Origin of the sequence: Micromonospora sp. WMMD736 (genome assembly GCF_049179015.1) — a bacterium.
Classification (GTDB): Bacteria; Actinomycetota; Actinomycetes; order Mycobacteriales; family Micromonosporaceae; genus Micromonospora.
Genome location: NZ_JBMHMI010000001.1, coordinates 1,028,432 through 1,048,878 on the forward strand (window position 1 = coordinate 1,028,432; position 20,447 = coordinate 1,048,878).

Annotated in this window: 18 protein-coding genes, 1 pseudogene and 1 riboswitch; of the genes and pseudogenes, 5 read left to right on the forward strand and 14 right to left on the reverse strand. The window is 74.4% G+C overall.

Annotated elements, in window-relative coordinates:
* Nucleotides 1-20: 20 nt before the first annotated feature.
* The 13 genes and pseudogenes from ACN269_RS04560 to ACN269_RS04620 all read right to left on the reverse strand — a co-directional run.
* A pseudogene (locus ACN269_RS04560) lies at nt 21-911 on the reverse strand (sirohydrochlorin chelatase); the annotation flags it as partial.
* Nucleotides 908-1,504, reverse strand: coding sequence for a precorrin-8X methylmutase (locus ACN269_RS04565; RefSeq protein ID WP_421471172.1), 597 nt, complete (start codon nt 1,502-1,504; stop codon nt 908-910). The pseudogene ACN269_RS04560 and the gene ACN269_RS04565, both read right to left, overlap by 4 nt.
* Entirely contained in the window at nt 1,501-1,692 is a 192-nt protein-coding gene (locus ACN269_RS04570) for a DUF362 domain-containing protein (protein ID WP_421471173.1), read from the reverse strand. Before ACN269_RS04570 ends, ACN269_RS04565 begins: the two co-directional genes overlap by 4 nt.
* On the reverse strand, nt 1,680-3,410 hold the full coding sequence (gene cobJ / locus ACN269_RS04575; protein ID WP_421471174.1) for a precorrin-3B C(17)-methyltransferase: 1,731 nt from the start codon (nt 3,408-3,410) through the stop codon (nt 1,680-1,682). The genes ACN269_RS04570 and cobJ overlap by 13 nt, the downstream gene beginning before the upstream one ends.
* A complete protein-coding gene (cbiE, locus tag ACN269_RS04580) occupies nt 3,407-4,762 on the reverse strand; it encodes a precorrin-6y C5,15-methyltransferase (decarboxylating) subunit CbiE (protein WP_421471175.1) in 1,356 nt (451 codons plus the stop codon). Before cbiE ends, cobJ begins: the two co-directional genes overlap by 4 nt.
* On the reverse strand, nt 4,759-5,910 hold the full coding sequence (locus tag ACN269_RS04585; RefSeq protein ID WP_421471176.1) for a cobalt-precorrin-5B (C(1))-methyltransferase: 1,152 nt from the start codon (nt 5,908-5,910) through the stop codon (nt 4,759-4,761). Before ACN269_RS04585 ends, cbiE begins: the two co-directional genes overlap by 4 nt.
* The gene (gene cobM, locus ACN269_RS04590) at nt 5,907-6,731 is read right to left on the reverse strand and encodes a precorrin-4 C(11)-methyltransferase (RefSeq protein WP_421471177.1); all 825 of its coding nucleotides are present in this window, start codon (nt 6,729-6,731) and stop codon (nt 5,907-5,909) included. The genes ACN269_RS04585 and cobM overlap by 4 nt, the downstream gene beginning before the upstream one ends.
* A complete protein-coding gene (gene cobI, locus ACN269_RS04595; RefSeq protein ID WP_421471178.1) occupies nt 6,728-7,468 on the reverse strand; it encodes a precorrin-2 C(20)-methyltransferase in 741 nt (246 codons plus the stop codon). Before cobI ends, cobM begins: the two co-directional genes overlap by 4 nt.
* Nucleotides 7,465-8,823, reverse strand: coding sequence for a cobyrinate a,c-diamide synthase (locus tag ACN269_RS04600; protein WP_421471179.1), 1,359 nt, complete (start codon nt 8,821-8,823; stop codon nt 7,465-7,467). The genes cobI and ACN269_RS04600 overlap by 4 nt, the downstream gene beginning before the upstream one ends.
* The gene (cobO, locus tag ACN269_RS04605; RefSeq protein WP_421471180.1) at nt 8,817-9,428 is read right to left on the reverse strand and encodes a cob(I)yrinic acid a,c-diamide adenosyltransferase; all 612 of its coding nucleotides are present in this window, start codon (nt 9,426-9,428) and stop codon (nt 8,817-8,819) included. The genes ACN269_RS04600 and cobO overlap by 7 nt, the downstream gene beginning before the upstream one ends.
* Before the next feature lie 91 nt (nt 9,429-9,519).
* Nucleotides 9,520-11,793 carry a VWA domain-containing protein gene (locus ACN269_RS04610; RefSeq protein ID WP_421471181.1) on the reverse strand — a complete coding sequence of 758 codons (2,274 nt, stop codon included), beginning with the start codon at nt 11,791-11,793 and terminating at the stop codon, nt 9,520-9,522.
* Nucleotides 11,790-15,458, reverse strand: coding sequence for a cobaltochelatase subunit CobN (gene cobN / locus ACN269_RS04615; RefSeq protein ID WP_421471182.1), 3,669 nt, complete (start codon nt 15,456-15,458; stop codon nt 11,790-11,792). Before cobN ends, ACN269_RS04610 begins: the two co-directional genes overlap by 4 nt.
* Before the next feature lie 261 nt (nt 15,459-15,719).
* Nucleotides 15,720-15,896, reverse strand: a riboswitch (cobalamin riboswitch).
* An 86-nt stretch (nt 15,897-15,982) separates the two neighbouring features.
* A complete protein-coding gene (locus ACN269_RS04620; RefSeq protein WP_421471183.1) occupies nt 15,983-16,336 on the reverse strand; it encodes a hypothetical protein in 354 nt (117 codons plus the stop codon).
* A 75-nt stretch (nt 16,337-16,411) separates the two neighbouring features.
* On the opposite strand from ACN269_RS04620, the gene ACN269_RS04625 reads away from it, so the two are divergent.
* Together ACN269_RS04625 and ACN269_RS04630 are read left to right on the forward strand one after the other, a co-directional pair.
* Nucleotides 16,412-17,296 carry a DUF5919 domain-containing protein gene (locus ACN269_RS04625; RefSeq protein WP_421471184.1) on the forward strand — a complete coding sequence of 295 codons (885 nt, stop codon included), beginning with the start codon at nt 16,412-16,414 and terminating at the stop codon, nt 17,294-17,296.
* Nucleotides 17,293-18,099: an inositol monophosphatase family protein gene (locus tag ACN269_RS04630; protein WP_421471185.1), complete on the forward strand. Its 807-nt coding sequence runs from the start codon at nt 17,293-17,295 to the stop codon at nt 18,097-18,099. The genes ACN269_RS04625 and ACN269_RS04630 overlap by 4 nt, the downstream gene beginning before the upstream one ends.
* 22 nt (nt 18,100-18,121) lie before the next feature.
* On the opposite strand, the gene ACN269_RS04635 is transcribed toward ACN269_RS04630, so the two are convergent.
* Nucleotides 18,122-18,457 (reverse strand): hypothetical protein, encoded by a 336-nt coding sequence (locus ACN269_RS04635; protein ID WP_421471186.1) that lies wholly within the window; start codon nt 18,455-18,457, stop codon nt 18,122-18,124.
* A 125-nt stretch (nt 18,458-18,582) separates the two neighbouring features.
* Between ACN269_RS04635 and ACN269_RS04640 the strand changes: the two genes are divergently transcribed.
* The 3 genes from ACN269_RS04640 to ACN269_RS04650 all read left to right on the forward strand — a co-directional run bounded on the left by ACN269_RS04640 (nt 18,583) and on the right by ACN269_RS04650 (nt 20,440).
* Nucleotides 18,583-19,158 carry an RNA polymerase sigma factor gene (locus ACN269_RS04640; protein WP_421471187.1) on the forward strand — a complete coding sequence of 192 codons (576 nt, stop codon included), beginning with the start codon at nt 18,583-18,585 and terminating at the stop codon, nt 19,156-19,158.
* Complete coding sequence (locus ACN269_RS04645; protein WP_421471188.1) at nt 19,151-19,870, forward strand: hypothetical protein; 720 nt, start codon at nt 19,151-19,153, stop codon at nt 19,868-19,870. The genes ACN269_RS04640 and ACN269_RS04645 overlap by 8 nt, the downstream gene beginning before the upstream one ends.
* A 63-nt stretch (nt 19,871-19,933) precedes the next feature.
* Entirely contained in the window at nt 19,934-20,440 is a 507-nt protein-coding gene (locus ACN269_RS04650) for a hypothetical protein (RefSeq protein WP_421471189.1), read from the forward strand.
* Nucleotides 20,441-20,447 lie beyond the last annotated feature (7 nt).

A 20,447-nucleotide genomic window follows, 5' to 3' on the forward strand; every position in this document is an offset into this window, starting at 1 on the left:
ACCGTCATCGCCGCCTGCCCATGGTGGTGGTGATGGTGGTGGCCGCCGACCGGGTCGTCGGGGTGGTCGTGCGGTTGCTGCGGCCGGCCCACCTTGTCGGCGAAGCCGGGCAGCAACACCCGGTAGGCGCAGGTGTCGCAGTTCATCCGGATGTCGCCGCCGAGCGCCTCGGCGTAGCGTTCGGACACCAGGTCGGCGAGGGCGTCGCAGTCGCCGATCACCTCGGCAACGCGGACGTCCAGGTCGGGGTGGGCGGTGGCGAACTCGGCCGACTGGGCGACGATCCGGTCCGGCAGCACCCCGGCGAACAGGAAGTACGGCGCGACGACGATCCGCCGCGCGCCGAGCCGGCGCAGCCGTTCCAGCACCGCCGGCACGGACGGCTCGGCGAGGGAGATGAACCCCGGTTCGACGCCCGCGTACCCGCGCCCCTCCCAGAGCAGCCGGGCCACCTTGGCCACCTCGGCGTTGGCGTCCGGGTCGGTGGACCCGCGCCCGATCAGCGCCACCCAGGTTCCGGCCCGGTCGACGCCGCCCGGGGAAGCGCCCGCCAGCACGGCGTCGATGCGCTCCTCGATGGCGGTGTGCAGCAGCGGGTGGGGGCCGAGCGGACGCCCGTACCGGTACGTCAAACCGGGGTGCCGCTGCTGCTCGCGGGCCATCGCGGCGGGGATGTCGCCCTTGCCGTGCCCGGCGGCGGTGAGCACCAGCGGCAGCGCGACGAGCGACCGGTGGCCGCGCGCGACGAGCGCGCCGACCGCGTCGGTCAGCGGCGGACGGGACAGCTCGATGAACCCGCCCTCGACGTCGCCGACGTCCCCACGACGGCGGACCCGCTCGACGAGCGCCGCGAACTGGTCGACCCCGGCCGCGCTGCGCGTGCCGTGCCCGACGATGACCAACCCGGTCATGACTTCTCCTCGCTGTAGAGCAGGGCATTGACGGCGGCGGCGGCGACCGCCGAACCGCCCTTCTCGCCCATGTTCGACACCCCGGGCAGGCCGCTGGCCCGCAGCGCCGCCTTCGACTCGGCGGCGCCCACGAAGCCGACCGGCAGGCCGACGATCAGCGCCGGCACGGCGTCCAGGGTGAGTAGTTCGACGAGGGCGGTCGGCGCGCAGCCGACCACCCAGACCGCGCCGGGGCCGACCCGGTCCAAGGCGATCCGTACGGCCGCCGCCGAGCGGGTGATGCCGGCCGCGCGGCCCAACTCGGCGGCGGCCGGCTCGGCGACCGGGCAGACCAGCTCCAGGCCGGCCCGGGTGATGCCGGCGGCGACCATCGCCACGTCCGTCACCACGGGTACGCCCGCGCGCAGCGCGGCCAACCCCGATTCGAGGGCCGCTTCGTCGCAGACCAGGTCGTCGACGTACGCGAGGTCGGCGCTGGCGTGCACCACCCGCTCGGTGACCGCGCGGCTCAACGGCGGCAGGTGCGACAGGTCGACGCGTTCGCGCAGGATGCGGTACGACTCGACCTCGATGGGATGCACCATCCGGCTCATCGGGCTCCTTCCCAGGGCTCGGTCACGCGGATCGCGTCGACCGGGCAGATCTCCAGGCACTCCAGGCAGCCGGTGCACCGGTCGGCGCGTACCGTGAGGCCGCCGGCGACCGGCCGGATCGCGTGGGTGGGGCAGGTGCGCAGGCACGCGCCGCAGCCCTGGCAGGCGTCGATGGTCACGAGCGCCACCGGTACCCCCGGGGTGTGACCATCCGCCCGGCGACCAGCCGGGTGTCGCTGTTGCCGACCACGACCACGCTGTACATGTCGACCACGGCCGGATCGAGCGTGGCCACCGTCGCCAGGTGCACGCGCTGGCCGGGGCGACTGGCGTTGCGCACCACCCCGACCGGTGTGTCCGGCGGCCGGTGCGCGCCGAGGATGCCGAGCGCCGTGCCGAGCTGCCAGTCGCGGGCACGGCTGCGCGGGTTGTAGAACACCGTCACGAAGTCACCCTCGGCGGCGGCGGTCACCCGCCGCTCGATGACCTCCCACGGGGTGTGCAGGTCGGACAGGCTGACGTAGGCGTGATCGTGGCCGAGCGGCGCGCCGAGCAGCGCCCCGGCGGCGAGCGCGGCGGTCACCCCGGGCACGCCCACCACGTCGATCCGCTCGTCGGCGTACTCCAGGGCGGGGCTCGCCATCGCGTACACCCCAGCGTCGCCGGACCCGACGAGCGCGACCGCGCGGCCGGCGGCGGCCTCGGCCACGGCGGCGCGGGCCCGCGCCTGTTCCGCTCCGAGTGAGCTGGCGAGCACCTGGGTGCCCGGTCGCAGCACGTCCCGGACCTGGTCGACGTACTGGTCCAGGCCCACCACCACCGCCGCGCGGCGCAGCTCCGCCACCGCCTGCGGGGTGCGCAGGTCGGCCGCGCCGGGCCCGAGGCCGACGACGGCGAGCCGGCCGCGCGGCGCGTGCCGCGCCACCGCCACGGTCGCCATCGCCGTCGCGGTCTTGCCCACCAGCAGCGTCGCGTCGTCGGTCCGGCCATCCGCGCCGAGCAGCGCCGCGGCCTCCGCGACGCTCGGCGTGCCGACCGCGGCGCGCACCACCTCGCTGGGGTGCGGCACGTCGACCGCCGCGAGGCGCGTCGCCGGCCAGGTCACCAGGGGTACGCCGAGCGCGTCGGCGGTGCTGCGGATGCCCGCCTCGTCGGCCTTGACGTCGGCGCTGGCCAGGCAGCGCAGGCTCGCCGGATCGAGGCCCGCCTCGGCCAGTACCCGGTGCAGCAGCTCGGCCACCTCGGCGGCCGGTACGCCCCGACTCGCCCCGACGCCGGCGACCAGCGACGGCGGTCGCAGCACGGCGGTCCGCGCGTCGATCGGCACCACCCGATCGGTGACCAACAGCCGGTAGCGGCCGTCGGCCGTGGCGTCGGGGTGGGCGGTGGTGTGCACGTTCGGGGGGAGGGCGGGTAGCGGCCAAGCGGCGTCGGCGACCAGCTCGACCGGCTCACCGTCCAGGATGGCCCGGGACACCGCGGCGACCGCGCCCCGCACCGGCCAGCCGAGGGTGTCCAGGCCGGGCAGCCCGACCGCGTCGGTGGCGGTGGTGACCACCGGTCGGGCGTCCAGCAGCACGCCGACCTGCTCGGCGAGGTCGTTGCCGCCGCCGGCGTGGCCGCCCAGCAGCGCCACCGCGTGCCGGGCCGCCTCGTCGACGACCACCACGGCCGGGTCGGTGCGCTTGTCGCCGAGCAGCGGCGCGAGGACGCGTACCACCGCGCCGGTGGCCAGGAACGCCACCACCGCGTCACAGCCCGCCCAGGCGGCGCGTAGCGCGTCGGCGACGCTGTCGCCCTCGACGAGCCGGGCGTGCGGCCAGGCGGCGGCCAGGGTGTCGGCGTGCCGGCGGCCGGCGGCGGTGGCCGCCACCAGGCCGATCCGGGCGGGGGTGGTGTCGTTCACGGGCGCTCCCCGGTGAGGACGACCACCGGGTTGGTGGCCGCGAGACGGATCGACCCGCCGGGCAGGTCGGCGAGGCGGGCGGCGGCGAGCTGGCTGCCCTCGACCGCGTAGCCGGCGGCGCGCAGCAGCCCCACCGCCGGCGCGACGCGGTCCAGCGCGGCCAGGGTGAGCACGATCCGCTCGGGGCGACGGGCCACCACGGCGGTGAGGACGTCGACGCCACCGCCGCCCACGAAGACCGCGTCCGGTTCGGGCAGTCCGTCCAGTGCCGCCGGGGCGCGCCCGACGACGATCCGGACGTCGACGGCGTGCGTGGCGGCGTTGTCCCGGATCGTCGCCGCGGACTCCGGGTCCTGCTCGACGGCGAGCACGGCCGCGCCGAGCAGCGCGCACTCGATGCCGACCGAACCGCTGCCCGCGCCGACGTCCCAGACGAGGCGGCCCAGCCGGGGACGCAGCCGCGCGACGACCAGGGCACGCACCTCCGACTTGGTGATCATCGAGTCGCGGTGGACGTACCGGCTCTCCGGCAGCGCCCAACCGCCGGCCGGCGCGGCGGCCGGCTGGTTGTCGACGCGCATCCCACCGACCACGGCGGGTCCGGGCGCGGCCCGCGCGGGCGCAGGCACGGACATGGCGGGCTCGGGCAGGGCAGGCGCGGAGTGGGCAGGCTCGGACACGGCGGTCGGCGGCTCGGCGATGCTGAGCAGGACGTGCGGGTCGGGCCAGGTGCCGGCGGCGGCCTGCGCGGGGGTCACCTCCCGCACCCGTTCGGCGTCGGTGCCGAGATGTTCGGCGACCAGCAGTCGACGGGGCCAGCCGACCAGACCCGCGCCCAGCTCGGCGGCCCCGGCGCCCGGCGCGGTGAGGACAGCGACCAGCGGCAGCGCCCGGCAGGCGTTCAGCGCCGGTCGGAGGTCACGGCCGTGCGCGGTGACCACGGCGGCGCCGTCCCAGGACAGTCCGGCACGGGCGAACGCGGCGGCCACACTGGACACCGCCGGCACCACCCGCAGCGGCAGCCCGGCCGCGCGCAGTCGCCGGACGATCCCGAACAGGCCGGGATCACCGCTGGCCAGCACGACGGCCGGCACCCGGGCGGCGACGGCGTCGGCCAGCCGGCGCAGCGCCGGGGCGAGCGGTCCGAGCACGACGGTCTGCGCGCCCGCCGGTACGGACACCGCAGCCAGGTGCCGGGCCGCCCCGACCACCAGTCCCGCGCCGGCCAGCGCGGGGGCGAGAGCGGGGTGCGGCGGAGCACCAGCGGCGTCCAGCCCGACGACGGTCACCAGCGCGTCCGACGCCAGCGGGCGTGCCAGCGCGTCGGGGCCTGCCCCGAACGGCCGGCTCATCGCGGCCACCGGCCGGACGAGGCGACGACCCGCGCTCCGGCGAAGTCGACCATCGCCACGTCCACGGTGACCGTCGGCCCGGCGAAGCGGCGCAGCACCGCCTGGACCCGCTGGCAGAGCAGGTCGCCGGCCGTGCCGAGCAACCCGGCGGCCTCCCACAGCTCGTACGCGTGCCGCCCGGTGTTCGCCTCGGTCACGGCGGCGACGAGCGCCGGGTCACCGCCGACGTCGGCGGTGATCGCGCCGAGCAGGGACAGGTCCACCTTCGAGCGGGTGTAGTGCGTCATCAGGATGCCGGCGGCGAGTTTGGCGAGCTTGCCGGCCATGCCGACGAAGACCACGCCGGTCATCGTGTCCTCGACGGCGGCGGTCACCGCCGCACCGGTGAAGTCACCGACCTCGACGAAGCACACCTCGGGCAGTTCGGGCAGCAGCGCGCGGGCGGCCCTCTCGGTACGCCCACCGGTGCACAGCACGACGGTCCGCTCCCCCTGGGCGGCCATCACGTGCACGGCCTGCACGACGCTGGCCCGCCAGGAGGCGGTGGAGAAGGGCCGCACGATCCCGGTGGTGCCGAGGATCGAGATGCCGCCGAGGATGCCGAGCCGCCGGTTGGTGGTCTTGCGGGCCATGATCTCGCCCCGGGGCACGCTGATCACCACGCGCACGCCGACCTCGGTGAGGTCGACGACCTCGGCCACCGCCGCGCCGATCATCCGGCGGGGCGTGTCGTTGATGGCCGGGCCGCCGACGGCGAGCCCGAGGCCCGGTTTGGTGACGGTGCCGACGCCGGGGCCGCCGGCCAACCGCAGCCCCGGGGCGTCGGTGAAGTCCACGGTCGCGGTCAGTTCGGCGCCGTGGGTGACGTCCGGGTCGTCACCGGCGTCCTTCACCACCACCGCCTCCGCGCGCACGGGCGGGGTGCCGGTCACCTCGCAGCGCTCCACCGGGAAACGCACCCGTCGCCCCGCCGGCAGGCCGATCTCCACCTCCGGCTGGACCTCGCCGGTGACCAGGGCGGTCACGGCGGCCTTGGCTGCGGCGGTGGCGCAGGCTCCGGTGGTCCAGCCGGTCCGCAGCGCGGTGGGCCGGACCTTCGCCGTACGCGGCAGGTCCGGTTCGCGCAGCGGCGGCTCGGCGTACGTCATGGGGTTCCGGTTTCTCCGGCGCGGGCGCGGCGCAGCTCGGCGCGGGCGGCCGGTTCGGCGCGACGGAAGGTGTGGAAGTGCCCCGGGTGGTAGAGGTGGGAGCGGGTGCCGGTCGCGGCGAGGGCCGGACCGACCAGGAACAGGGTGTGCTTCCACAGCTTGTGTTGCTTGACGGTGGCCTCCAGGGTGCCGACCGTGCAGGTCACGACCAGTTCGTCGGGCCAGGTGGCCTGGTACGCCACGACGGCCGGGGTGTCCGCCGGATAGCCGCCGGCCAGCAGTTCGGCCTGCACCTGCCCGGAGCGGGCGGCGGAGAGGAACAGCGCCATGGTGGTGCCGTGGCGGGCGAAGTCGCGGACCCGCTCGCCGGGCGGCATCGGCGTCTTGCCGCCTTCGAGCCGGGTGAGGATCACCGACTGGGCCACCTCGGGCACGGTCAGCTCCCGCCCGACGATCGCGGCCACGGCGGTGAACGACGACACCCCGGGGACGATCTCGACGGCCAGGTCGAGCGCCCGGCACAGGTCCAGCTGCTCCTGCACCGCGCCCCACAGCGCCGGGTCGCCGGAGTGGATGCGGGCCACGGTCAGCCCCTGCGCGGCGGCACGCTCGTAGAGCGGCAGCACCCCCTCGATGGGTAGCTGCGACGAGTCGACGATCTCCGCGTCGGGGCGGGCGTGGTCGAGCACGTCGGCGTGCACCAGGCTGGCCGCCCAGATCACGATGTCCGCCGTGGCGATCACGCGGGCGGCCCGCAGGGTCAGCAGGTCCGCCGCACCCGGGCCGGCACCGACGAACCAGACCTTGCCGTCGCTGCTCACAGCTTTCCTCCTCGGTGCGCGCGCCGGGCGGGGACCAGCAGCGTGGACAGGTACGGCAGGTCGGGCGCGACGTCGTCGACCGCGCCGATCCGCTCGCCGGGCAGGCCCAGGGCGCGTCCGAGCACCGCGTCGGGAAGCCGGCCCTGCCGACGCAGCTCGGCCAGCAGCTCGGGGTGCCGCCGCCAGCCCTTGTAGACGACCACGGTGCCCGGCCCGGCGAGGGCGTCGGCGAACAGCGCGAGGCCGGCGGTGGCCGGCAGCAGCGTGAGCGGTTCGCGTCCCTCGACGAGCGGAATGCCGCTGCGCGCGGCCAGTTCCTGCATGGCGGTCACGCCGGGCACCGTCGCCACCCGCACGGCCGGGCGCAGCGCGCGGACGCTCTGCGCCAGGTAGCCGAAGGTGGAGTAGACGTTGGGGTCGCCGATGGTGGCGAAGGCCAGCGACTCCGCGCCCGCGTCGATCGCCTCGACGACCGTCCGGGCCGCGTCGTCCCAGGCCGCCGCGCGGCGGGCGGTCACCCCGCCCCGGTCGTCGAGGGCGAACGGCAGCCGGCGCAGCCGGTCCGCCGGAACGTGTTCCCGCACGGTCGTCTCGGCCCGTCCGGCGTCCGCGCCGGGCCGGTCCGCCATCACGGGTACGAACACCACGTCGGCCTCGCGCAGGACCCGTACCGCCTTGACGGTGAGCAGTTCCGGGTCACCCGGGCCCACGCCGACCCCGGTCAACGTGGCGCTCACCGGGCCGCCTCGACCAGCCGGCGGGCCGCCCCGGGGTGCCCGGCCCAGTGGGTGTGCAGGTAGGAGGCGTGCACCCGGCCGTCGACGAAGCCGTGCGCGGTGCCGTTCCAGCGCCACGCCGGTGCCGCGCCGTGCCCGGGGTCGGTGGTGGTGCGGTGGAACTCGTGCCCGCGTACCGGTTCGCCGGCGGCGGCCACCGGGGATTCGGTGACGGCCACGGCCTCGCGATAGCCGAGGGTGAGTCGGCCGGTCATCCGGGCGGTCAGGTCCAGCCGGCCGCACATGGGTACGCCGTCCAGGGAACGCCCGAGGTAGAGCAGCCCCGCGCACTCGGCCACGATCGGCCCGTCGAAGTCGGCCAGCTCGGCGCGGAGCGTGCCGTTGCCGGCCAGCGCCTCCGCGTACGCCTCGGGGAAGCCGCCGCCGACGACGACCGCGCGGGTGCCGGCGGGCAGCGAGCGGTCGCGCAGCGGGTCGACGGTGACGACGTCCGCGCCGGCAGCGGTGAGCAGTTCGGCGGTCTCGGCGTACGAGAAGGTGAAGGCCGGACCACCGGCGAGGGCGACCCGTGGCCGCCCGACGCCGGCCGGCCCGCCGACGGCCTGGACCGGGTCCCACGCCGGGACGGTCAGCGGTCCGGCGCTGCGGGCCAGGTCGAGCACGGCATCGAGGTCCACGGTGGCCTCGACCAGTTCGGCCAGCGCGGTGACGATGGCGAGCGACTCGGGGGCCCGTTCGGCGACCGGCACCAGGCCGAGGTGCCGGGCCGGCGCGGCGACCTCGGCGGCGCGGGTCACCGCCCCGAGCACCGGTACGCCCACCTCGGCGAGCGCGTCGCGCAGCAGGGTCTCGTGCCGGGGCGAGCCGACCCGGTTGAGGATCACGCCGCCGATCCGCACGGCCGGGTCGAAGGCGGCCATGCCGAGGGTCAGCGCGGCGGCGGAGCGGCCCTGCGCGGTGGTGTCCAGCACCAGCAGCACGGGCGCGTCGACCAGCCGGGCGACGTGCGCGGTGGAGGCGAAGTCGCGGCGGCCCACCGCGCCGTCGTGCAGGCCCATGACGCCCTCCACCACGGCGACGTCGGCAGGCGTGGGCACGCTCGCGCCGCGCCGCAGCAGGCCCGCGATCCGCTCGGGCCCGACCAGGAACGGGTCGAGGTTGCGTCCGGGCCGACCGGCGGCGAGGGCGTGGTAGCCGGGGTCGATGTAGTCCGGGCCGACCTTGTGCGGGCTGACGGTCAGACCGCGTCGGCGCAGGGCGGCGAGCAGTCCGGTGGCGACCGTCGTCTTGCCGTGCCCGCTGGCCGGCGCGGCGACGACCACCCGGGGCAGCGACCAGGGCTCGGCGTTCACCACTCGATGCCCTTCTGGCCCTTCTGGCCGGCGTCCATCGGGTGCTTGACCTTGGTCAGCTCGGCCACCAGGTCGGCGGCGGCGACCAGGCGCGGGTCGGCGTCCCGACCGGTGATGACGACGTGCTGGAACCCGGGCCGGTCGGCCAGGGTGGCGACCACCTCGTCGACGTCCACCCAGCCCCATTTCATCGGGTAGGTGAACTCGTCCAGCACGTACAGCCCGTACCGCTCGGCGGCCAGGTCGCGCTGGATCTGCCGCCAGCCCTCCAGGGCGTCCGCGGCGTGGTCGGCGTCGCCGCCACGCTGGATCCAGGACCAGCCCTCGCCCATCTTGTGCCACGCCACCGGGGCGCCCTGGCCGGTGCGCTCGTGCACCTCGCCGAGCGCCCGGAACGCGTTCTCCTCGCCCACCCGCCACTTGGCGCTCTTGACGAACTGGAACACCCCGATCGGCAGGCCGGCCGTCCAGGCCCGCAGCGCCAGCCCGAAGGCGGCCGTCGACTTCCCCTTCATCTGTCCGGTATGGACGATCAGCAACGGCCGATTCCGCCGCTGCCGCGTCGTCAACCCGTCAGCAGGCACGTGGCTCGGCTGTCCCTGCGGCATCAGCGCGCCCCCCGTCCCGCGACCGTGCGTCCCGCGACCGTGGCTCCCGCGATCTTGCAGTTTCTGTTGACCATTTGCGTCCTTGAGTCCTTTATGCCGCGACAGAAACTGCAAGATCGCGGGGGTGGGTGAGGGTGTCCAGGGGGTGTCGGGGGGCGTTGAGCTGGGTTGCCAGGCGGGCGGCCAGGTGGAGACGGATTGGGCCGGACTCGCAGTCGACCACCACGCAGGGGGCACCTGTTGCCGCCAGGACTCTCGCCGCTGCTGCGGTGCGGTCCAGGGGGCGCGGGCCGGCGGTGGCTCGGCCGTCGGTGACCACCAGGACCAGGGGACGGCGCTTCGGGTCGCGCAGGCGTTCCAGCCGCAGCAGGTCGGCGGCGGCGAGCAGGCCCTCGGCCAGGGGCGTCCGCCCGCCCGTGGGCAACCCGGTGAGCCGGGTCGAGGCCGCCAGCACCGAGGAGGTGGCCGGCAGCAGCATCCGCGCTCCGGTGCCCCGGAAGGCGATCACGGCGACCTTGTCCCGTCGCTGGTACGCGTCGGTGAGCAGCGCCAACACGGCGTCCTTCACGGCGGTCATCCGCTGCCGGGCGCCCATCGACCCGCTGGCGTCCACCACGAACAGCACCAGGTTGCCCTCGCGCCCCTCCCGGACCGCCTCGCGCACGTCGTCCGGGCGCAGCAGCAGCGGACCCGCCAGCCTCCCGCGGGCCGCCTGGTGCGGCGCGGCGGCGCGAACCGTCGCCGGCAGGTGCAGCGCGCCGACCCGGCCCGCCGGCTTGCGAGCGCCGGTCGTCCGGCCACGCCCGGTCCGGGCGCGCGACCGTCGGCCGGGCACCCCGTCACCGACGCCGGGCGCGGTGAGCAGCCGGGCCCGCAGGCCACCCCGGGGTACGGCCACCGCGCCACCGTCCCAGTCCCGAGGGTTCTCGGTGCCGTTCGGCCCCGCGCCTTCGGTCCGTCGACGCTGCCGGCCCCTGCTGTCGGCCGGCGAGCGGTCGGAGGGTCCTTGCGCGCCCGCGTCGCCGACGTGCGGCTCGGGAACGTCGCCGCGCTCGCCTCTGCTGGCGCTGTTTCCGCCAGCGGAGCCGTCACGTTCGGGACCCTCCGGGATCGTCGGATCGACGGCGGCACCATCGGCGTCGCGGCCACGAGCGTCCGGGCCGTACCCATCGGAACGGTGCCCAGCGCCGCCCGGGCCACCCGCACCGCCCGGGCCACCGGCACTGCCGTCCGGACCGCTGCCGCCGCCCGGACCGTCGAGGTCGCCGGGGCCACCCGGGCCACCGCCGTCCGGATCGTCGGGGCGCGGGCCGCCGTCGTCCGGGTCGTCGTCGTCCGGGTCGTCGGGATGGGCGTCCTGGGCCCGTTGCAGGGCCTCGTCGAGGCGCTTCTCGTCCAGCCCCGGCGTGTCGAACGGGTCGCGGCGGCGACGGTGCGGCAGGGCCAGCCGAGCCGCCACCCGGACGTCGTCGCTGGTGACCCGGTCCCGGCCGTGCCAGGCGGCGTGCGCGAGCGCGGTTCGCGCGGTGACGATGTCGGCGCGCATCCCGTCCACGTCGAATGCCGCGCACACCTCGGCGATCTGCCGCAGCGCCGCGTCGGGCAGTCGTACCCCGGGAAGCCGGCGGCGGGCGGCGGCCACCTGGGCGGCGATCTCGGCGTCGGCGTCGGTCCAGCGGGCGGCGAACCCGGCCGGGTCTGCGTCGGCGGCGAGCCGCCGGCGGACCACCTCGACCCGGATCTCCGGGTCCCGGCTGGCGTTCACCTCGACGGTCAGCCCGAACCGGTCGAGCAGCTGCGGGCGCAACTCCCCTTCCTCCGGGTTCATGGTGCCGACCAGCAGGAACCGGGCCGCGTGGCTGACCGAGACGCCCTCACGCTCGACGTGGCTGCGGCCCATCGCGGCGGCGTCCAGCAGCAGGTCCACGAGGTGGTCGTGCAGCAGGTTGACCTCGTCGACGTAGAGGACGCCCCGGTGCGCGGCGGCGAGCAGGCCCGGTTCGAAGGCGCGGACGCCCTCGCCGAGGGCCTTCTCCAGGTCCAGCGACCCGACCACCCGGTCCTCGGCGGCGCCGACGGGCAGTTCGACCAGGCGCGCCGGGCCCGTCTCGGTCGCCGCCCCGAGCGGGTGCGGGCCGTCCGGGCAGGCCGGGTCGGGCTCGGCCGGGTCACAGCCGAAGCGGCAGCCGGCGACCCGGCGCACCGGGGGCAGCAGTGCGGCGAGGGCGCGGACGGCGGTGGACTTCGCGGTGCCCTTCTCGCCCCGCACGAGGACCCCGCCGATCGCCGGGGAGACGGCGTTGAGCAGCAGCGCCAGCCGCATGTCGGCCATGCCGAGCACGGCGCTGAACGGATAGGTGGTCATGCCCGGTCCTCCAGGTCACCCTCGCTGGCCAGGTACTCGTCGCGGAGCCGGTCGAGGGTGGCCGGCTCGGGCTTGGCCCACAGCCCCCGGTCGGCGGCCTCCAACAGCCGCTCGGTGATGCCGCGCAGCGCCCACGGGTTGGACTGCTGGAGGAACTCCCGGGTGGTGTCGTCGAAGAGGTACGCGGCGGCCAGGTGCTCGTACATCCAGTCGTCCACCACGCCGGCGGTGGCGTCGTAGCCGAACAGGTAGTCCACGGTGGCGGCCAGCTCGAACGCGCCCTTGTAGCCGTGCCGGCGCATCGCGGCGATCCACTTCGGGTTGACCACCCGGGCCCGGAACACCCGCCGGGTCTCCTCGCCCAGCGTGCGGGTCCGCACGTCGTGCGGCATGGCCGAGTCCCCCACGTACGCCGCCGGTGACGTGCCGGTGAGGTGGCGGACCATCGCCACCATTCCGCCGTGGTACTGGAAGTAGTCGTCGGAGTCGACGATGTCGTGTTCGCGGGTGTCCTGGTTCTTCACCGCGACGGAGATCCGCGCGAACGAGCGCTCCATGTCGGCGCGCGCCTCCCGCCCGTCCAGGCCCCGGCCGTACGCGTACCCACCCCAGACCGCGTACACCTCGGCCAGGTCGGCGTCGTCGCGCCACGTCCGGGCGTCGATCAGCGGCAGCAGTCCCGCCCCGTACGCGCCGGGTTTGGAGCCGAAGATGCGGGCGGTGGCCCGCCGCTCGTCGCCGTGCTCGGCCACGTCGGCGGTGACGTGCGCCCGCAGGTAGTTCGCCTCGTCTGGCTCGTTGAGGGCGGCGACCTGCCGGACGGCGTCGTCGAGCAGCGCCACCACGTGCGGGAACGCGTCGCGGAAGAAGCCGGAGATCCGCACCGTGACGTCGACGCGGGGCCGCCCCAGCTCGGCCGTCGGCACCACCTCGACGCCGGTGACCCGCCGGGACCGCTCGTCCCAGACCGGCCGACAGCCCAGCAGCGCGAGCACCTCGGCGATGTCGTCACCCTGGGTCCGCATCGCGCTGGTGCCCCACACGGTCAGACCCACCGAGCGGGGGTACGCGCCGGTGTCGGCGAGGTGCCGGGCCAGCAGCGAGTCGGCCAGGGCCACGCCGACGTCCCAGGCGTTGCGGCTGGGAATGGCCTTCGGGTCGACGGAGTAGAAGTTCCGGCCGGTGGGCAGCACGTTGACCAGGCCCCGGGTGGGTGAGCCGGACGGGCCGGGCGGCACGAACCGACCGTCGAGCGCGCCGAGGGTGTTGCGCAGCTCGTCCGTGGTGCGCTCCAGCCGGGGCACCAGCTCGGTCGCGGCGAAGCGCAGCACGGCGGCGGCATCCGGGATCGGCTGGCCGGTCACCTCGGCGACGACCGTCTCGGCCGCGTCGACGGCCCAGCCCAGGGTCTCCATCCCGATGACGAGCCGCCGGGCGAGGGCTTCGATCAGGTCGATGGCGTCGGCGGCGGTGCGGGCCGGCCCGTCCACCGCGTCGGTCAACGCGGCCGGCAGGGCGACCCGCTGGCCCGGCGTCGCGAGCAGCTCCTGCTCGTCGAGGGCGTACGCGGCGGCGAGGGCCTGCCGCAGGCCGGGCAGGGCGTGTGCGCCGCCCCAGATCTGCGGGGCGCGCAGCACCGCGAGGACCAGGTTGACCCGCGGCTCGCCGGTGGGCGCGTCGGCGAGGATGTGCAGGCCGTCGCGGATCTGCACGTCCTTGACCTCGCACAGGTAGCCGTCGAGGTGCAGCACGAAGTCGTCGAAGTCGTCCGGGTCGGGCATCGCCTCGGTGTGCAGGTCGTGGTGCAGCTCGGCGGCGCGGACCAGGTCCCAGATCTGCGCCCGGACGGTCGGCACCTTGGCCGGGTCGAGCGCCTGCACGGTGGCGTACTCGTCGAGCAGTTGCTCCAGTTTGGCCAGGTCGCCGTAGGTTTCGGCGCGGGCCATCGGCGGCACCAGGTGATCGACCACCACGGCGTGCGCCCGCCGCTTGGCCTGGGTGCCCTCGCCGGGGTCGTTGACGATGAACGGGTAGACCAGCGGCAGGTCCGCGAGGACGGCGTCGGGCGCGCAGTCGGCGGCCAACCCGAGTCCCTTGCCGGGCAGCCACTCCAGGGTGCCGTGCTTGCCCAGGTGCACCACGGCGTCCGCGCCGAAGCCGCCGTCCGCGACGGGCGCGGCGAGCCAGCGGTACGCGGCCAGGTAGTGGTGGCTCGGTGGCAGGTCCGGGTCGTGGTAGATGGCGATCGGGTTCTCCCCGAAGCCGCGCGGCGGCTGGATCAGCAGCGCCACGTTGCCGAAGCGCAGGCCGGCCAGCACGACGTCCCCGCCGTCGGTGTACAGCTCGCCTGGCGGGTCACCCCAGTGCTCCCGCATCCGCGCGCGCAGCTCGGTCGGGACCTGGTCGAACCACCGCCGGTACGTCTCCCCGGGGATCCGGGCCTCGGCGGCGGCCAACTGCTCCGGGGTGAGCCACTCCACGTCGTGCCCCCCGGCGGCGATCAGCGCGTGGATCAGCGCGTCACCGTCCGTGGGCGGCGGTGTGCCGCCGAGGTCGTAGCCCGCCTCGGCGAGCGCGGCGAACAGCCGGACCGCCGAGGCCGGCGTGTCCAGACCGACGGCGTTGCCGACCCGCGAGTGCTTGGTGGGGTACGAGCTGAGCACCACGGCGATCCGCTTGTCGGCGTTCGGCACGTCCCGCAGCCGGGCGTGCCGGACCGCGATGCCGGCGACGCGGGCGGCCCGCTCGGGGTCGGCGGCGTACACCGAGAGCCCGTCGGCGTCGACCTGCTTGAACGAGAACGGCACGGTGACGATCCGCCCGTCGAACTCCGGAATGGCCACCTGCATCGCCGCGTCCAACGGGGACAGTCCGGCGTCGCTGCCGGCCCACTGCTCGCGCGTGCTGGTCAGGCAGAGCGCCTGGATGACCGGCACGTCCAGGGCGGCCAGCGCGCCGACGTCCCAGGCGTCCTCGTCGCCGCCGGAGGAGGCGTCCGCCGCGACCGCGCCACCGGCCGCGAGCACGGTGACCAGCAACGCGTCGCAGCGGGCGAAGAGGCCGAGCGGGCCGGCACCGGCGGTCAGCCCGCGCAGCGAACCGCAGAAGATCGGCAGTGGGTTGCCGCCGGCCGCGCGGACCGCCTCCGCCAGCACGTCGACGAAGGCGGTGTTGCCGGCCAGGGCGTGCGCCCGGTAGAAGACGATCCCGATGGTGGGCCGATCCGGTTCGGGAGGGTACGCGCCGTGCACGCCGTACGCCGGGGTCGGCGTGGGCGCGGCGAACCCCTCGCCGGTGAGCAGGACCGTGTCGGAGAGGAACCGGGCCAGCTCCCCCAGGTTGTCCGGCCCACCCTCGACCAGGTACGCGAGGGCCTGGGCGACCACCCCGGCCGGCACCGTGGAGACCGCCATCAGCTCCGCGTCCGGCAGCGCCTCGCCGCCGAGCACGACCGTGGGTACGCCGCTGGCGAGCACCGCGGCGAGGCCGTCCGGCCACGCCTGCCGACCGCCGAGCAGGCGTACGACGGCGAGGTCGACCCCGTCGAGCAGGGCGGGCACCTCGTCGGCCGCCACCCGGGCGGGGTTGGCGAGCCGGTAGTCGGCGTCGCTGGCGCGGGCGGCCAGCAGGTCGGTGTCGGCGGTGGAGAGCAGCAGAATGCGCACGGCAGGCTCCGGACGGTAACGTCGACGCGCTCGCGGAGGCGACTCGGCGACGACGTGCGGGTGGGCGCGGGGTTCAGCGGGCACCGCGACCCGGACTCACCGGCGTGCAGCCGGTGGCGAAGGGTCGCGTGGCGCGGAACTCAGCGGTGAACGGAGTCGACGCCGGTCGCGGCGACAGCACGGCCGCGGTGCGGGCAACGGCAACGGCCGTCGATGATGGAGACGCCATGCGTCATCGGGTCCTCCTCGGGTGTCCACGCCCTGGGGTACGTCCCGACGGCCGAAGTATCCTGGCTTCCGGATCGACGCTCTCCCCCGGCCTTCCAACCGCAGACACACGGCCGTGACTCACGAGGGGGGATCGCTCCCCGGTGACAGTGGCGGGACCGCGTCGGATTCGCACCGACTTCCTTCACTGCCGTCAGGCCGCGAATGCTGCCACACCGCAGCGCCGCCGGTCAACGCCGACCCCGGCGTCGAGGGGCCAGGTTCACCACATTGACCTGCGAAGATATCGGAGCGGGTCACTCAGGCTTGAGCCGACGCGGCCGGCGAGTCATCGACAGCCAGCCGAGAAAACGCGCGTGCATCAGGGCAAGGTCGGGGCGACCGCCGAGACCGTACAAATCGCCGATGGCCTCGTTCATGCAGGACGTCAGGTAGAGGGCCAGCGCCAGCGAGTGGCCGTAGAACTCGGCGACGAGATCGAGCTGCGCACGGGAACATGGCCACGCGGCGGCACAGTTGCGGCACAACCAGGCGGGGCGCATGGGCAGGTGGGGGCGGGACCGGAGACTCACACCACGACCCTGCTCACCGCAACCACGGCGATCCATCACAGAAAGTGATTCCTCGATGGATAACTTCCATCCGCCCACCGGATGTCCTGCCGGTATGCCATCTGACTACTGGATAAGCTGGCCCTCGGCCCTCGAGCAGGAAGGGAGCCACCCGTGAGCGTCCGCACGACTGCCGCGCTTACCACTGAAGACCTGCTGTGGGACACCGCCGACATGCTCGATGCCTTGGCCGCTCGCGATGTCGCTCAGGTATTCCGCCTCGTCCAGCGAGCCACCCGAGCCAGCCAAACCACTCTCGGCGTCGCCACCGGCCTCAGCCAGGCTCAGATCAGCGAAATCACCAGCGGCGCCCGCCGGGTCAGCAGCATCGATGTCCTCACCCGCATCTGCACCGGCCTGTCCATGCCACGCCACGCACGCGTGACGCTCCTCCTTGGCGAACGCGAGCCGGCCCGTGACCTAGCAGGACACCAGGTCGGCAAGGCAGTGCCGGACCGGTGCGCTGATGTCAGCGCGATCTATTCCAGCCGATCAGACTTCATGGCGGAGCTGCCCCCGCGAGCCCTTTTCGACCATGCCACGGACATCCGAGCGTCCGGCCTGTCACTCAACCTCATCTGTCAGCAGTACGGCGACAATCGCCTCCTGAAACTCCTCGCCGCCGGCACCCGCCTCCGCTGCCTGTTCCTCGACCCGGCCGGCGAGGCCATCAGGCGGCAGGAGCGGGAGGAAGACTATCCCGACGGACACCTCAGCGCGCTCACCGACCTCAACATCCAGAACCTGGCGCGCCGCATTCGTGACCGGCTCCCCGCTGAAGCCCGAAACAACCTCGCCATCGGCGTCTACGACGAGTCCATTCGCGCCAACGTCCTTCTGATCGATGGTCGACTCTGCGTTGTCCAGCACTACCTCCCGCAGATGCGTGGTGTCGACTGCCCGACGATGGTCATCGAGCGCAGCGCCAATCCTTCCGGCCTCTACCCAATATTTGACGAGATGTTCAACTCGCTGTGGGAGCGCAGCCGCCAGCTATGACCGACTACGCGCACCTCCTCCCCCTTGCACAGGAGGCCGTCGACCTGGCACACGACCTGATGCGGAGGCTCCAGCCCGGCGCGCTGACCTTCAAGGGTGACCGCGACATGGCCTCGGAGGTGGATTACGCCATCGAACGAGCGGTTCGCGAGCACCTGGCCGCCAAGGTGCCTGACATCGGTTTCCTCGGTGAGGAGTACGGCAGCAGCGGCGACACCAGCGCACTGACCTGGGCGCTCGATCCAGTCGATGGCACCGTGAACTTCATCCACGGCTCGCCCCTGTGCGCCATCTCTCTCGGCCTCATCCACCGCACACACGCCGTCCTTGGTGTCATCGACCTTCCGTTCCTCGGCACCCGCTACCACGCTGTGCAGGGGCACGGCGCCTATGCCGACGACCGGCGCATCCGCGCCAGCCAGGTCACCGATCTTCGGGATGCCGTCGTCGCCATCGGCGACTATGCGGTCGGTGCCGACGCCAGCCGGAAGAACACCGACCGACTTGCCATCACCGAGCAGCTCAGCCGGCACGTCCAACGGATACGCATGCACGGGTCAGCCGCGATCGACCTCGCCTGGTTGGCGCACGGTCGGATCGACGCGTTCGTCATGCTCAACAACAATCCCTGGGACACCGTCGCGGGCGTCGTCATCGCCAAGGAGGCTGGCGCGCTGGTGGTCGACGTCGACGGCACGCCCCACAACGTGAACGCTGTCGCCACGATCGGTGGCGGCGAGCTGATCCTCTCACCCGTCCTCACGCTCATTCAGCGATCACTCAAACCGGTGAAACCCGCTTGAGCCCGCGCACGGCCTGACCGCCTCAGCGGGCGTGGCGCTCCGGGTGTGCCCGATTCCACACCCGCATCCGCTCCGGGTAGCCGGTGCGGGCCGCCTCGTACAGCGGCACCGCGTGCTTGCGGGCGATGTCACCCGCCGCCCGGGGTGTGCCGGTGCGGCGACGGATCCACTCACCGTCGTGGGCGATCGCGACCACGGTGGTGTCGGTGGCGGTCGTCTCCGGTTCCAGGTAGAACTCCACACCCCGCCGACTGGCGACGAACGCCTCGAGCGCGGCGAGGTCGTCCCGGGTGGCCTCACGGTCCAGCTTCGTCGGGGTCGCCTCGCCGCTGCGAGACCGCCGGTTGAACCAGCCCATGCCCAGCCCCTCTCCCTCGACGCCACTCCCAGTTCAGCACCGATTCCTGGCAATAGGCTGCACGGCGGGTGGGAGAAATCTGACTCCGCTGGGCAGGAACCCGACACGCGCGGGCGGTGTCATCAGTGCGAGTCCGACCGGAGGTTCCCCTGGACGACGACGTGCTCGTCACCCGCGCCCGAGCCGGTGACCTGGAGGCGTACGACCTCCTGGTCGCCCGGCACACCGCGTCCGCGTACCGGACGGCGGTGCTGCTCGGCGCGGGATCGGACTCCGAGGACGTCGTCCAGGAGTCGTTCGTGAAGGGCTACCGCAAGCTGTCCCGCTATCGGGGAGACTCGTCCTTCCGCTCCTGGTTGCTCGCGATCGTCGCCAACGAGACCCGCAACCTGCACCGGTCCCGCACCCGCCGGGACGGCCTGGTCCTGCGGGCGGCGGCGAGCCCCCCGCCCGAGATCGCCGAGGACGACGCGATGGACGCCGTCCTGGCCGGCGAGCGTCGGGCCGCGCTGGTGGCGGCCCTGCGGCAACTGCCGGTACGCGACCGCGAGGTGATCGTCTGCCGGTTCTTCCTCGACCTCGGCGAGCAGGAGACGAGCGTCATGTTGGGCTGGCCCCGGGGAACGGTGAAGTCGCGTACCTCACGGGCACTGACGAAGCTGCGCGCCCTGCTCGCCGACGAGGAGGTGCACCATGGATGACCTCGAGGCCGAGCTGCGGGAGTTGGGCGGATGGTTGGAGACGCCCGCCGCGCCGGACGTCACCGCACGGGTGCACGACCGGCTCGTCGGGCGCGTACCCGGATGGCGACGGTGGCGTGCGGTCGCCGCGGCGGCGCTCGTGGCCCTGGTGGTCGCGGTGCTGCCGCCGACGCGTGCCGCCGTCGCCGACGCCCTCGGCGAGGTGCTGCGCTTCGCCGGCGTCGGCATCGTCACGTCGTCCACGTCGTCGCCGCCCGGGGACGAGCCGTCACCCCTGCCGTCGCTGCGGACGGTGGGGCTCGACGAGGCGCGCCGGGCGGTGCGCTTCCCGGTCCGGGTGCCGGCCGCGCTCGGTCCGCCGGAGCGGGTGTCGGTCGCCGACCCCGACGGCACCGGCGCGTGCCGGGTCGCGACGCTGCTGTACGACGGTGGCAATCTGCGCCTGGACGCGTTCGACGGTCGCCTCGATCTGACCTTCCACAAGCGGACCAGCCGGCCGGGAGCGGAGTGGACGCAGGTCGACGGGGACTTCGCCGTCTGGGTCGACGGTCCGCACGTGCTGTCCTACGTCGACCGGTCGGGGCAGATCCGCCGGGAGACCGCCCGGCTCGCCGCGTCGACCCTCATCTGGGAGCAGGCCGGCGTGACCTACCGGCTGGAGGGGGCGCGCACCATGGCCGAGGCGCTGGAGATCGCCCAGTCGCTCCCCTAGGAACCCGTGCGGCCCGGACGGTGTCTCCCCGGTGCGGGACACGTCCGTGGGAGAGGGAGCGCAATGATCACTTGGGGCAGACTTCTGCTGGGATCGGTTCTGCTGCTGGCGGGCTGCGGCGCGACCGGCGACGGACCGGCACCGACTGCCGGCCATCCCGCTGCGGCGGCGACCGGCTGCGCGGCGCACGTCGAGACGGGGTCACTGCCCGACTGGGCGGACGAGGGTTTCCACGGGGACAGCCGCATGCCGCACGTCTTCGGCGCACGGGGCGAGATCGTGGCGGTGCTGTTCGGCCACCCGCTGGCGCAGGTCCGGCCGGACGCGTCGAGCAACAAGATCCTCTGGGTGGCCCGGCCCGCCACGACATCGCCGGCCGCGGGGGTGTCGACCACGCTGGAGATCATCGCGACGCTGGACGGCACCGACACGAGAGTGACCCACGAGGTCGCCGCAGGGCCGGGGCCGTCGATCATCGACATGCCCCGAGCGGGCTGCTGGCATCTCGACCTGCGCTGGGCCGGGCGCACCGACACGATGGATCTCGTCTACGCCGAGCGGAAGCCCTGACGACGGG